Genomic DNA, 12,492 nt, shown 5'->3' with positions numbered 1-12,492 from the left:
AGCGTGCTGCAGATGCATGCCGAGTGGGCTGTCTGTTGCTCTCCGCCGGGCGTTGTTCCAAGAGCGGGGGCCTGCATTGCTCCCGCCCTGGCGGGCAGCAATGGCGGCACTCAGAACCGATAGGCCGCCGCCACACGCACCTCGCGCCCGAAGCCCAGCGCGCAAAATTGCGCGCCGCCACGGAAGGTGTTGCATTGCGTGCGGTACTGACTGTCGGTGAGGTTGCTGAGGTTGACCGAGAAGCGCCACGGGCCGGTGGTGTAGGCGGCCATGGCGTCCCACAGCGTGTAGGCGTCGTTCATGGGGGTCTTCACACCGTCCATGGGCAGCTCGCCAGGCGTGGCGCTGATGTGGCGCAGGCCCAGGCCCAGCTCCAGGGCGCCGCGCTGGTACTTGCCCCACAGCGATGCGGCATGGCGCGGCGTGGCGCCGGGGCGCGCGCCGATCTCGATGGCGTTGTTGCTGCGCGTGACCCTGGAGTCGAGGTAGGTATAGGCCGCAATGGCCGAGAAGCCGCCTCCGATCTCGCCCTGGGCCTGCAGCTCCAGCCCCCGGTTGCGCACTTCGCCGGTCTGCACGTCGAAGCGCGGGTTGAGTGTGGATGGCGTGCGCACATTGCGCTTGCGCAGGTCGAACACTGCGGCGCTGAGTGTGTAGCCGGCCGACGGCGGCGCGTAGCGCAGGCCGGCCTCGAACTGGCGCGCGGTCTCGGGCTCGTAGGGCCTGCCGTTGGCGTCGGTGGCCGTGACCGTGGTCAGCGGCGGCTGGAAGGAGTTGTTGAAGGACACATAGGGAGCCAGGCCGCTGGGCGCCAGGTAGATCAGGCCCAGCCGCCCGGTGACGGCGCTGTCGGTGCGGCGCACGGTGGTGATGGCGAAGGGCGCGTTGGCTGCGGCGCGCGCGTCGTAGTCGGTGTCTATGCGTGCGCTGTCGCGGCGCAGGCCGGCGCTGAGCACCCAGCGCTCGCCGAACTTGATCTGGTCCTGCACGTACAGGCCCGCCTGGTGCGTGCGTGCCAGCGCGCGGTCGCTGAGGTAGTTGTCGTCCCAGTTCGGCGCGATGTGGATTGGGTTGACCAGGTCCAGCGGCGCCACGGCACCGTTGAGCGAGTAGATGCGCCAGTCGAGCCTGGAGCGGTAGTAGTCGAAGCCCACGGCCCACTGGTGCGAGACGGCACCCGTCCGGTGGCGGCCTTCGATCTGCGTGTCCATGACCCAGGTCTGTTCGGCGTCGGGTCGCACCATGGCCAGGCGTGCCATGCCGCGCTGGTCGGCCGTCAGGCCCCGGTTGCGCATCTCGCGCCGGTCGTTGCGGCCGTCCAGGTAGCGCAGGTTGTTGCGCAGCGTGAGCTGGTCGTTCAGCCGGTGCTCCAGCAGCCAGCCCACGCTGGCGTTGCGCTTGTGGTGGCCAGATCCCGGACCGCTGACGTTGATGTCCGTGGCCGACCAGCCCGCAGGCGTCTGGCGGTAGTAGGGGATGACGAAGCCGGTTTCGTCCTCCTGGTACTGCGCCAGCAGGGTGAGGCTGGTGCGCTCGCCCAGCAGTGTGAAGGAGGGGGCGATGTAGCTGCGGTCGGCGCGCAGGCCGTTCCACTGCGTGCCCGATTCGCGCTTGAGCACGGTCAGCCGTGCCAGCGCCGTGCCCTGTTCATTGATGGCGCCACCGATGTCGGCCGTGAGCTGGCGCCGGTCGTGGCTGCCGAATTCCACGCCCACTTCGCGCTGCATGCCGGCGCGCGGGCGCTTGGTGACGGCATTGATCAGGCCGCCGGGCGCGGACTGGCCGTACAGCACCGAGGCCGGGCCGTGCACGACTTCCAGCCGCTCCAGTCCATACGGCTCCAGGTTGGTCATGAAGCCGTTGTGGACCATGCGCATGCCGTCCCGGTACAGGCCCGTGCCCGTCAGATAGAAACCGCGCACGGCCACGTCGTCATCGGTGATGCCGTAGTCCATGGGACGCACGCCCGCGCTGTAGCGCACGGCTTCGGCCACGCTGGAGATGGCCTGGTCGCGGATCTGGGCCTCGCCGATGATGCTGACCTGCTGCGGTGTCTCCAGCAGCGGCACATCCATCTTCATGGCCGAGGCGCTGCGGCGCGGCCCGTAGCCGGGCACGGCGCCCCAGGCGCTTTCATGCTCGGCATCGGCCAGCACGTTCACGGTGGGCAGCGCATGCTCGGCCGCGGCCCCGGGCCGCGCACGGTGCACGGCCCAGCCGCCTTCGGCCGTGCGCGTGGCCTGCAGCTGGTGCGGGGCGAGCAGGGCGGCAAGCCCTTCGTGCACGCCGCGCGTACCGCTCAGCGCCGCCGACTGTCGGCCCTGGACCAGGGCTGGATCGAACGAGAGGGTGATGCCTGCCTGGCGCGCGAGGCTGTGCAGGCTGGTCTCCAGTTCACCGGCCGGCAGGTCGAACCGGATGGATCTGGCATCCGGGGCGGAGCCCGGGCTCTGGGCCAGGGCGGTCATGGGCAGGCCCAGCGTGATCAACAGGCCCAGCATCAAGGCCTGTGCAGCCAGCGCCGTGGGGCGTGTGCACGAGGGTGGATGGGCGGCGCGGCGGGTGCTGGGCAGGCTGGGCATGGAGGCAGTCCTTGAGAAGCGGCAAAGGAAAAAGCGATGTCTTTGCTCCTATGCCGAACGGGCGGTGTGAAACCCGTAATGACTGCCTGAAAAAAATTCCGGCTCAGGCTTTGACCAGGCGCATGGCGCTGCGGGCACCGCTGGCTGCACCTTGTCCGCGCTCCACACGCACAGGCAGCGTGCGGGCAATGGCGGCCAGCGCACGACCCGCCGGATCCGGGCCGTCCAGCTGGAATACGCCTGAAACACGCAGGGCAGCCACGTCGTCGGCACATTCCATGGGCATGCCGGTCTGGCGTGACAGCTCGGTCACGAAGGCGTCCAGGCGCATGCGGCGGGCGACCAGTACGCCGTCGGTCCATGCGTCGGGCACCAGGCCTTCGTCGGGCAGGCGCACAGGGCGGTGCTGGCCGGCGTGCAGCACATGGGTTTCGCCGGAGGTGGCGACGATGGCGTCCAGGGTGCCTGGCGCAGTGCCGTCCAGCGCCCTGACATGGATGGCCACGCGGCCCTCGGTGACGTACAGGCGCGTGGCCGTGTCCGGGTGTTTTTCGTGGCGCACGCCGAAGCTGGTGCCCAGGGCCTCGAAGCGGGCCAGCGGCGTTTCCACCCAGAAGGAGCGTCGGCCCGCGAGGGAGCGCGGGTCGCTGCCGGTGTCGATGAAGATCTCGCCGCGTGCCAGGCGGACCACGCGGCGCAGCAAGGTGAAATCCACCTGCACCAGCGTGTCCGGTGCCAGGTGCAGGCGGCTGCCGTCGGCCAGCAGCGTGCTGCGGCGCTCACCGATGGCCGTGTCCAGCGCGATCTGCTCGCGCGGTGCAGCCCAGCGCCAAGCCATGGATCCCAGCAGCAGGGCAGCGGGGCCCAGGAACAGCAGCCGCTGCAGGCTTGCGCGCCGGCCTCGCGCCGGCCCTGGGCCGGCGGACCGCAGCACGCCGTGGGCCAGGCCCGCCTGGCCGGCGGGCAGGGCGAACTGGGCCTCGACAGCCTGGACCTGTTGCCAGGCCTGTTCGTGCGCGGCGTGGCTGCTGCGCCATGCCTGGCAGGCGGCGCGGTCGGCATCGGTGGCCGTGCCGGAGGCCAGCCGCACGGCCCAGGCAATGGCCTGTTCCAGCGCCTGGGGGGCCTGGTCTGTGCTCACGCCGTCAGTTCCCTGCGCAGGGCAAGGCAGTGGCGTATGGCGGTGGCCATGTATTTCTCGACGGAGCTCAGGCACACGCCCAGCTGCAGGGCGATTTCCGGGTAGCTCAGGCCTTCCAGGCGGGAGAGCAGAAAGGCGCTGCGGGCCTTGGGCGGCAGGCCGGCCAGCAGGTTGTCCATGCGCACCAGGGATTCGATCAGCAGATGGCGCTCCTCGGCCGAGGGCGCCAGCGGCTCGGGCAGGCTGGCGATGGCGTCCAGGCAGGCGCGCTCCAGCGCGGCGCGGCGTGTGTGGTCCACGACCAGGCCGTTGGCGATGGTGGTGAGCCAGGCGCGCGGCTCGCGCACGCCATGCAGGGACTGGGGCTTGCCCAGCACGCGAATGAAGGTGTCCTGGGCCAGGTCGGCCGCATCGCAGGGATTGCCCAGCCTGCGCCTGAGCCAGCCCACCAGCCAGCCGTGGTGGTCGCTGTAGAGCAGGGCGATATCGGGGTGCGAAGGCGCGGCGGCCATGGAGCGGGTTCCTGGGGAAGCGGATTTGATAATGATTCGCATTCTATTTGAGCAATGGCTGCAGCCTGGCCGCAACTGGCCTGCCGCGCAATGCGTTGCATGCATCCAACGCGATCCGGCCATGCGACGGCGCCCACCTTCGGATTTGAGCTAGGACAAGACCGGCCTTGCCTGCCCCTGCTGCAATACAGCTACGGGATTTGCCCCGGGCTACTCCAAGACTCTCCATCATGAAAAGAACTCTGCTCGCCGTTGCTGCCGTTTGCGCCCTGTCGTCGGGTGCCGCCTTTGCGCAGCAGGCCGAAGGCCCCTGGATGGTGCGCGTGCGCGCCGTCCACCTGGACAGCGTCAACAAGGACAGCACGGGCCTGGGCCTGTCGATCAATGACAAGTGGATGCCCGAGCTGGACGTGTCCTACTTCTTCACGCCCAACATCGCGGCCGAGCTGGTGCTGACCTACCCGCAAAAGCATGACCTGCGTGCCAACGGCCTGGGTCAGATCGGCAGCCTCAAGCACCTGCCGCCCACGCTGCTGGCGCAATACCACTTCACCAATTTCGGCGCGTTCAAGCCCTACGTGGGCGCCGGTGTCAACTTCACGCGCTTTTCCAGCGTGAACTTCGATCCCGCCGTGCAGGCCGCGCTGAACCCCTCCATCAAGAAGAACAGTTTTGGCGGCGCGCTGCAGATCGGCTTCGACTATGCGCTGGACAAGAACTGGTCGCTGAATTTCGACGTGAAGAAGGTCTTCATCGAGACGGACGTGCGCGCTGGCGGCACCAAGGTGGGCACCTTCAAGGTGAACCCCGTGCTGGTTGGCGTGGGACTGGGCTATCGCTTCTGATCTTCGGATCATGAGCGAGGCACGCGCTGCTTCATCCGGCAGCGCGTAGTGAGGCAAGGATGGGTACTTGGTCCGGTATGCCGTTCGCGGCATACCGGATTTTTTTCGTCCGGCATGCTGCAGCGCACCAGATCTGCAGGTCATGAAAAAGACACGCTCGCTGGAAACTGTCCTACCCGCGTGCCTGGGGCGGGCGCCTAGGCTGGTGCCTCGGCCTGTCGGCGCGCGCCTTGCGAGGCGGGACGCCAGTTTGCAGGCTTCATTCTGGCTGCCCGCCCCCTTGGCGACCGCTCCCCGCTGCAAGGCGGGGGCGCGGCATTCACCATGCTGAGGCGGTCGGCGCACAACGCGAGGCCCCCACCATGCTGTATGCCCACGATCATTCCGTGTCTTCCCCTCCATTGGCGTCGCGCGCCCAGCGCGTGCCCCTGCCCCTGCCTTCGGCTCCGCGCACACCGGCCGAAGGTGGCAGGAGAGAGGCTGCGCCGGAGCTGGCAGACAGCGCCCTGCGAGCAACCCTGGCCGAATTGCAGCACGGGCTGATGCAGCCGCAGGCGCGGGTCTCGCCCAAGTTTCTCTATGACTCACGCGGCTGCGACCTGTTCGAGCAGATCACGCGGCTGCCCGAGTACTACCCCACGCGCACCGAGGCTGCCATCCTGGCCGACTCCGGTCCGGCCATGGCCGAGGCCCTGCGCGGCAGCGAGGTGCTGATCGAGCTGGGTGCCGGCAACTGCGAAAAGGTGCGCGGCCTGTGCCGCAGCCTGCGTCCACGGCACTTCGTGGGCGTGGACATTGCGGACGCCTTCCTGCGCCAGTCCGTGCGGCGCCTGGCCGAGGAGTTTCCGCAGCTGCAGGCCCATGCCGTCACGGCCGACATCACCGAGCCGCTGGCCCTGCCGCCCTATATCCCGCAGGCCGGCCGGCTGCTGTTCTACCCGGGCTCGTCCATAGGCAACTTCGACCCTGAACAGGCCCAGCGCATGCTGGGCCAGATGCGGGCCCTGCTCAGCGACGACGGTGGGCTGCTGATCGGCATAGACCTGCCCAAACCCATACAGTGGCTGGAGCCTGCCTATGACGATGCCCAGGGCGTGACGGCGCGCTTCAACCTCAACCTGCTCAGCCATGTGAACCACCTGCTGGGCAGCGACTTCAACGAGGGCGACTGGGAACATGTGGCCTTCTTCAACACCGAGCACTCGCGCATCGAAATGCACCTGCGCGCGCGGCGCCCGCTGATCGTGGGCTGGCCCCAGGGGCTGCGTCACTTCGCGGCCGGCGAGACCATACACACCGAGAACAGCTACAAATACCCGCTGCCCGACTTCCTGGACATGCTGGCCTGTGCGGGTTTCGGGGCCTGCCAGGTCTGGACCGATGAGCGCCAGTGGTTTGCCGTGATCCATGCCCATGCGTGAAATGCCCGCCGTCTTCCGCTGGGTGCAGCGCTACGAGGCCGTGCGCCAGACCACCGTGCTGCTGGCCGCCCCCTTGTCCGCCGAGGATGCCTGCGTACAGTCCATGCCCGATGCCAGCCCTGCCAAATGGCATCTGGCGCATACCACCTGGTTCTTCGAGACCTTTGTCCTGGCCGAGCACGCGCCCGGCGTGCCGCCCTTCGATCCCGACTTCCGCGTGCTGTTCAACTCCTACTACCAGCAGGTGGGTGCGCGGCATCCGCGTGCCCAGCGCGGGCTGCTGACCCGGCCCTCGCTGGCGCGGGTGCTGGCCTACCGCGAGGCGGTGGACCAGCGCATGCTGCAGATGTTCGAGGACTGGGGCACGCAGCCGCCTGCGCGGCTGGCCGCGCTGCTGGAGCTGGGCCTGCAGCATGAGCAGCAGCACCAGGAACTGCTGCTGACCGACATCAAGCACCTGCTGTCGTGCCACCCGCTGTGGCCTGCCTATCGAGAGCAGGAAGAGGGCATGCCTGCGCCTGGGCCGGCAGATGGAACGCCTGCCCCGCTGCAGTGGCAGACCGTGCCGCGTGGCATGCATGCCGTGGGCCATGGCGGCGAGGGCTTTGCGTTCGACAACGAGCGCCCGCGCCACGAGGTGTTTGTGCAAGGCTGCGAGATCGCGCAGCGGCCCGTGAGCAATGCCGAGTTCCTGCGCTTCGTCGAGGACGGCGGCTATGCCCAGCCGCAGTGGTGGCTGGCCGAAGGCTGGGACTGGCGCTGCGCGCAGCAACTGGAGCATCCCTGGTACTGGCGGCGCAATGCAGGCGGCGCGTTGGATGGCGCATCGGACGGCACGTGGCAGGAGTTCAGCCTGCATGGCGCGCTGGCGCTGGACGGGCGCCGCCCCGTCTGCCACATCTCGTATTTCGAGGCCGACGCCTATGCGCGCTGGGCCGGCGCGCGCTTGCCTACCGAGGCGGAATGGGAGGCGGCCTTTGCCGCGCCCATGGCGCAGCGCCCCGAGCACGACGAGCCTCCCGGCCCCGTGCACCCGCGCGCCATGCAGCCCGGCAGCCTTGCGCTGGGCGAGGTCTGGGAATGGACCCAGTCCGCCTACGGCGCCTACCCGGGCTTCCAGATCGCGGAGGGCGCCGTGGGTGAATACAACGGCAAGTTCATGGTCAACCAGTATGTTCTGCGGGGCGGCTCCTGCCTCACGCCGCCAGGCCATGCGCGCGCCAGCTACCGCAATTTCTTTCCCACGCAGGCGCGCTGGCAGATGACCGGCCTGCGGCTGGCGCGGGATCCGGCTTGAGCCTGCCCCTGCCGCATCCCCATGCATTGCGCCGCCCGCCGGTGCATGCAGTAGCATCGTCGGCCTCAATGATCCGAGGGAGTTCCATGTTGTTGCGTTCGCTTGTTCTTGCCATGCCGCTGTCCCTGGTCCTTGCCGGCTGCGCCACTGCGCCGCCCCAGGCTCCGGCGCCCAGCCAGCCACAGGAGCAGCCCCGGCCCCAGGTGCCTGCCCAGGCCCCGGCCGACACGCCGCGCGCCGAGCCCGAGGTGGCCAACCTTACGCCCCTGCCCAGCCTGCTGCTGATCGGCGAAGACGCAGCCGGCCGCTACTACTCCATGGTGGCCAAGGCCACCTTCACCATCGAGTCCGATGGCCGCCTGACCCTGGCCGACCAGGGCGGCGGCCAAGGCGGCGAGCCCGTCGCCCCGCATGCCGACATGCAGGACCAGAGCATGTCCACCGAATGCAAGCCCTATGGCGCCGTGGCCAACCAGCGCACCACCTGGTTCCCGTATACGGGCGTGTTCGTGCGCGGCGGCACGCTGGTCGGCGCCCAGGCGGATGGCGCCGATGCGGCCATCAAGACGCTGACCGAGCATGAAGGCGCCCAGATGCTGTACACGGGCAAGGATGCCGACCCCACCGAGTACTACTACGCGCCCTGTGTGGGCGCGCAGCGCGTGGCCACCGGCTGGCGGCTGGACCGCTATCTGCCCGATGGCGGACAGCTGCGCGTGCGTGCCGATGCGCGTAACGGCAATGGAAACGGCAAGGGCCAGACGCTGGCGCTGAAGCTGCCCAAGCCCTTTGCGCCCTTCGTGCTGGTGCGCTACCAGTCGGGAGCGATGATTCCCGTGCCCATGCGTGCCGTGCTGGCCACGGTGGACCTGCCCGAGCGCCGCGTGGTGCTGCAGTTCCAGGGCACCTACGCCGTGGAGCCGGCCATCCGCAAGATGGAGCTGCGCCTGATCGTGCCCGGCAGCCGCCCCTCCGAAGGAGAGACCGCCGCGCGCCATGCCGAACGAACCCAGGCCCAGCTGCGTGACCTGGCCCGCTGCGCCCCGCCGCGCGGCCATGCCATCGAGCCCTGCGCCAATCCGCAGCGCACGCCGGACCCGCTGATCTTCTATTCCTCGCAGGAACTGCGCGAGCGCTCGCGCAGGCGCTGAGGGCGTCTCAGACCTTGTCCAGCGCCTGCTCCAGGTCGGCCAGCAGGTCGCTGATGTGCTCAATGCCCACGGACAGGCGCACCATGCCTTCGGTGACGCCGGCCTTGGCCAGTTCCTCGGCGTCGAGCTGGCGGTGCGTGGTCGATGCCGGGTGCGTGGCCAGGGACTTGGCGTCGCCGATGTTGACCAGGCGCGTGAACAGCTGCAGCGCATCCAGGAAGCGCGCACCGGCGGCGCGGGTGTCGCTGTCGCCGCTGCCGTTCCTGAGGCTGAACGACAGGATGCCCGAGGCGCGGCCGCCCAGCTGCTTCTTCACCAGGGCGTGGTCGGGATGGTCCTGCAGGCCGGCGTAGCGCACCCATTCGATCTTGGGATGCCTTTGCAGCGTCTCGGCGATCTTCTGGGTGTTCTCGCAGATGCGGTCCATGCGCAGGGCCAGCGTCTCGATGCCCTGCAGGATGAGGAAGGCGTTGTGCGGCGACAGTGCGGCGCCGGTATTGCGCAGCGGCACCACGCGCACGCGGCCGATGTAGGCTGCCTCGCCCAGGGCCTCGGTGTAGACCACGCCGTGGTAGCTGACATCGGGCTCGTTCAGGCGCTTGAAGCGGGCCTTGTGCTCGGCCCAGGGGAACTTGCCGCTGTCCACGACGGCGCCGCCCACGCTGTTGCCGTGGCCGCCCAGGTACTTGGTCAGCGAGTGCACCACGATGTCGGCGCCATGCTCGATGGGGCGCAGCAGGTAGGGGCTGGGCACGGTGTTGTCCACGATCAGCGGCACGCCATGGGCGTGGGCCACGTCGGCCAGGGCGCGGATGTCGGTGACATTGCCCAGCGGGTTGCCGATGGACTCGATGAAGATGGCCTTGGTCTTCTCATCGATGTGCTGGGCGAAGCTGGCCGGGTCGCGCGGATCGGCAAAGCGCACGGTGATGCCCTGCTGCGGGAAGGTGTGGGCGAACAGGTTGTAGGTGCCGCCGTAGAGCGTGCTGGCCGAGACGATGTTGTCGCCTGCCTCCGCGATGGCCTGGATGGCATAGGTGATGGCGGCCATGCCCGAGGCCACGGCCACGGCGGCAATGCCGCCTTCCAGCGCCGCGACGCGCTTTTCCAGCACGTCGGTGGTGGGGTTCATGATGCGCGTGTAGATGTTGCCGGCCACCTTGAGGTCGAACAGGTCGGCGCCATGCTGTGCACTGTCGAAGGCATAGGCCACGGTCTGGTAGATGGGCACGGCGGCCGACTTGGTGGTGGGGTCGGGCGAGTAGCCGGCGTGGACGGCCAGGGTTTCGATGCGCATGGAAGATTGCCTTTCTGGTGACGGCTTACGCAAGAAGGGCAGGGCGGGCCATTTGCCATGGGCAGCGGCGCGTTCCCGCATCCTGTTTGCGTAAGTCCTGAGGTTTTACAAGCGGAGGACGGTTGGCATTGTGGCGTGCCGGCCTCCGGTGCCCAACGATGCGTTGGTTACGAACATATACGCCGCAGACCGGTTGCTCCTCTGCCGCGCGCAGATATGTCCGGCCTGGCTTTGCCAGGATCGTGAGTGAATGTGTATTTTTGTTAACAACGTGTTGTAACGTGACCTGATCGCTAGACTCCATTCGGGAGTTGATGGTGACGTTGACAGCAAGACATTTTCTGGTGCTGGCGGTGCCTTTGTGCACCTCGCTGCTGGCCGGCTGTTTCTATGTCTGCTGGCGGCATCTGCGTGCCCGGCGCGAATTGCGCAGCATGTCCCTCGCCTTCACCGGATTCAGCCTGGCGCTGCTGCTGCAGGTCCTGGAGCGGCCTGCGGCCGTGCCCGTCAATGCGCTGGCCACGGCCGCGCTGCAGCTGTGTGCGGCCTGGTTCATCACCGAGGCCATGGCCATGCGCCAGGGCGTGCGACCGGATGCGCCGCTGGCGGCTGTCTTTGGCAGCGCAGTGCTGGCGGTGCTGGGCTACTACGCCTGGGTCGTTCCCGATGCGCAGGCGCGCCAGCATGTGCTCAATTTCGGCCTGGGACTGCAACTGGCCCTGCCGCTGTGGCGTTTGCCGCGCAGGCATCCCGGTACGGACTGGGACCGGCTGCTGCTGGGGGTGTTCGTGGTCTTTGCGCTGAGCTTTTTCGTTCGTGCGCTGTGGCTGACACCGCCTGGCGCCTCGCCACCGGCCGACGCGGCCAGTGAATGGCTGGGCGTTTCTTCCGCGTGCCTGGCGAAGCAGCTGAGCCTGCTGGTGTTCGGCCTGCTGTTCGCCATTGTGTTCCTGGCGGCGGCGGTGCGCGACACCGTGCAGGAGCTGCATGAGGAGCGCGACCGCGATCCGCTGACAGGGCTTCTGAACCGGCGCGCCTTCAAGGAGGAGGTGCAGCGCCGGCGGGCCGAGCACCCTCAGCTTTCAGCCGCCGTGCTGGTCTGTGATCTGGACCATTTCAAGCGGGTCAACGACGGCTGGGGCCACGCGGCCGGTGACGAAGTGCTGCAGCGCTTTGCGCGACTGCTGCTGCGCAGCACGCGCCAGCAGGACCTGGTGGCCCGCTTTGGCGGGGAAGAGTTCGTGGCCTTGCTGCCGCGTGCGGACCCGCTGGCCGTGCAGTCGATCACCCGGCGCATACAGACCCAGCTGCGCCTGATGGGCTTCAGCGGGCTGCCCGACGAGGTGCGCATCACCGCCAGCTTCGGCGTGGCCTGGATGGCGCCGGGCCAGACGCTGGAGCAGGCGCTCGCGCGTGCCGACGCCATGCTCTACGAGGCCAAGCGCGCAGGCCGGGACCGGGTGCGGCTGGTGAAGGAAGAGGAAACGCTCTAGGACTTGGCCGGCGCGACCGCAGCCTGCAGCAGGCGAGCAGTGCGGGGCGGACGCGTTGTCTGCGGCGTCTGCGGGGCGCTGGACTCGCGCGGCCCGCGCGGTTCAAGCGCAGGCCTGGAAGGCCGCTGGGCCGGTGCCGGCTGGCGCAGCTCCCAGCCCGGCAGCGCGGCATGCACCATGGCGGCGCCGTGGGCGTCGTTGGCAGCATAGTGGCGCTGGGCCAGGCTCAGTTGCGGTGCAGCCCAGTTGGAGGTGGAGATCTTCTTGGACTTTTGGAAGTTCTGCCCCAGCACCAGGGCCACGGCCGCGCGCACGCCTACCGAGCTGGCGTAGCCATGGCGCTTGAACACGCGGTCCAGGTCGATCACGTTGTTCAGCGCCACGCCCAGGCGCGCGGGCAGCGCGCTGCGGTCATGGTCCAGCCCGAAGCCGGCCTTGCAGATGGCCTCGCTGGCCATCACGTCGGCCGCAAGCGCGCGTGCCTGCGTATGGTGCAGCTGCAGCAGCCAGGCCTGGTCGCAGGTGGACAGTTGCACCACATGGGGGCCGGTGTCGGTCTGGCTGGCGTGGAAAAGAGGCTTGCTCTCGGTATCGAAGCCGAGCACGGGCGCGGCCATCAGCGCGGCGCGGGCGGCCGCGAATTCGGCGTCGGTGGCGGGCACGTGGATGCAGCGTTCCGGCAGGGCGGAAAAAGGCGGCAGCAGGCGGCTGTCTTCCTTGCTGGGGGCGTGCAGGCGGGGCATGGGAAAGGGG

10 protein-coding genes are annotated in these 12,492 nt (G+C 68.7%); 5 read left to right on the top strand and 5 right to left on the bottom strand.

Going from position 1 to position 12,492, the window contains the following annotated elements; translation table 11 throughout:
- Nucleotides 1-110: 110 nt before the first annotated feature.
- The 3 genes from GRX31_RS26945 to GRX31_RS26935 all read right to left on the bottom strand — a co-directional run bounded on the left by GRX31_RS26945 (nucleotide 111) and on the right by GRX31_RS26935 (nucleotide 4,235).
- A complete protein-coding gene (locus GRX31_RS26945; protein ID WP_160855711.1) occupies nucleotides 111-2,582 on the bottom strand; it encodes a TonB-dependent siderophore receptor in 2,472 nt (823 codons plus the stop codon).
- Between the two features lie 103 nt (nucleotides 2,583-2,685).
- Nucleotides 2,686-3,723 carry a FecR domain-containing protein gene (locus tag GRX31_RS26940; RefSeq protein WP_160855709.1) on the bottom strand — a complete coding sequence of 346 codons (1,038 nt, stop codon included), beginning with the start codon at nucleotides 3,721-3,723 and terminating at the stop codon, nucleotides 2,686-2,688.
- The gene (locus tag GRX31_RS26935) at nucleotides 3,720-4,235 is read right to left on the bottom strand and encodes a sigma-70 family RNA polymerase sigma factor (protein ID WP_016451386.1); all 516 of its coding nucleotides are present in this window, start codon (nucleotides 4,233-4,235) and stop codon (nucleotides 3,720-3,722) included. The genes GRX31_RS26940 and GRX31_RS26935 overlap by 4 nt, the downstream gene beginning before the upstream one ends.
- Nucleotides 4,236-4,465: 230 nt before the next feature.
- On the opposite strand from GRX31_RS26935, the gene GRX31_RS26930 reads away from it, so the two are divergent.
- The 4 genes from GRX31_RS26930 to GRX31_RS26915 all read left to right on the top strand — a co-directional run bounded on the left by GRX31_RS26930 (nucleotide 4,466) and on the right by GRX31_RS26915 (nucleotide 8,949).
- On the top strand, nucleotides 4,466-5,080 hold the full coding sequence (locus GRX31_RS26930; RefSeq protein ID WP_016449200.1) for an OmpW/AlkL family protein: 615 nt from the start codon (nucleotides 4,466-4,468) through the stop codon (nucleotides 5,078-5,080).
- 362 nt (nucleotides 5,081-5,442) lie between these two features.
- Nucleotides 5,443-6,501, top strand: coding sequence for an L-histidine N(alpha)-methyltransferase (gene egtD, locus GRX31_RS26925; RefSeq protein WP_046986767.1), 1,059 nt, complete (start codon nucleotides 5,443-5,445; stop codon nucleotides 6,499-6,501).
- On the top strand, nucleotides 6,488-7,798 hold the full coding sequence (gene egtB, locus GRX31_RS26920; protein WP_046241878.1) for an ergothioneine biosynthesis protein EgtB: 1,311 nt from the start codon (nucleotides 6,488-6,490) through the stop codon (nucleotides 7,796-7,798). Before egtD ends, egtB begins: the two co-directional genes overlap by 14 nt.
- 86 nt (nucleotides 7,799-7,884) lie before the next feature.
- Nucleotides 7,885-8,949 carry a hypothetical protein gene (locus tag GRX31_RS26915; protein WP_016449203.1) on the top strand — a complete coding sequence of 355 codons (1,065 nt, stop codon included), beginning with the start codon at nucleotides 7,885-7,887 and terminating at the stop codon, nucleotides 8,947-8,949.
- Between the two features lie 7 nt (nucleotides 8,950-8,956).
- Here GRX31_RS26915 and GRX31_RS26910 read toward each other — a convergent pair whose 3' ends face one another.
- Nucleotides 8,957-10,246, bottom strand: coding sequence for an O-acetylhomoserine aminocarboxypropyltransferase/cysteine synthase family protein (locus tag GRX31_RS26910; RefSeq protein WP_016449204.1), 1,290 nt, complete (start codon nucleotides 10,244-10,246; stop codon nucleotides 8,957-8,959).
- Between the two features lie 434 nt (nucleotides 10,247-10,680).
- On the opposite strand from GRX31_RS26910, the gene GRX31_RS26905 reads away from it, so the two are divergent.
- Nucleotides 10,681-11,739 (top strand): GGDEF domain-containing protein, encoded by a 1,059-nt coding sequence (locus GRX31_RS26905; protein WP_227472559.1) that lies wholly within the window; start codon nucleotides 10,681-10,683, stop codon nucleotides 11,737-11,739.
- Here GRX31_RS26905 and GRX31_RS26900 read toward each other — a convergent pair.
- The coding region (locus GRX31_RS26900) for a 3'-5' exonuclease (RefSeq protein WP_237426790.1) at nucleotides 11,736-12,492 on the bottom strand (757 nt) is incomplete at its 5' end. The two genes, GRX31_RS26905 and GRX31_RS26900, sit on opposite strands and share 4 nt — an antisense overlap.

Origin of the sequence: Delftia sp. CH05 (assembly GCF_009827015.1) — a bacterium.
In the GTDB taxonomy this organism is placed as follows: domain Bacteria; phylum Pseudomonadota; class Gammaproteobacteria; order Burkholderiales; family Burkholderiaceae_C; genus Comamonas; species Comamonas tsuruhatensis.
This window is presented reverse-complemented; position numbering and strand designations above follow the sequence as displayed.

Bases quoted from the DNA above. Each gene is read 5' to 3' on its own strand.
- GRX31_RS26945 (WP_160855711.1), bottom strand. From the start codon at position 2,582: ATGCCCAGCCTGCCCAGCACCCGCCGCGCCGCCCATCCACCCTCGTGC.
- GRX31_RS26935 (WP_016451386.1), bottom strand. From the start codon at position 4,235: ATGGCCGCCGCGCCTTCGCACCCCGATATCGCCCTGCTCTACAGCGAC.
- GRX31_RS26930 (WP_016449200.1), top strand. From the start codon at position 4,466: ATGAAAAGAACTCTGCTCGCCGTTGCTGCCGTTTGCGCCCTGTCGTCG.
- egtD (WP_046986767.1), top strand. From the start codon at position 5,443: ATGCTGTATGCCCACGATCATTCCGTGTCTTCCCCTCCATTGGCGTCG.
- egtB (WP_046241878.1), top strand. From the start codon at position 6,488: ATGCCCATGCGTGAAATGCCCGCCGTCTTCCGCTGGGTGCAGCGCTAC.
- GRX31_RS26915 (WP_016449203.1), top strand. From the start codon at position 7,885: ATGTTGTTGCGTTCGCTTGTTCTTGCCATGCCGCTGTCCCTGGTCCTT.
- GRX31_RS26910 (WP_016449204.1), bottom strand. From the start codon at position 10,246: ATGCGCATCGAAACCCTGGCCGTCCACGCCGGCTACTCGCCCGACCCC.
- GRX31_RS26905 (WP_227472559.1), top strand. From the start codon at position 10,681: ATGTCCCTCGCCTTCACCGGATTCAGCCTGGCGCTGCTGCTGCAGGTC.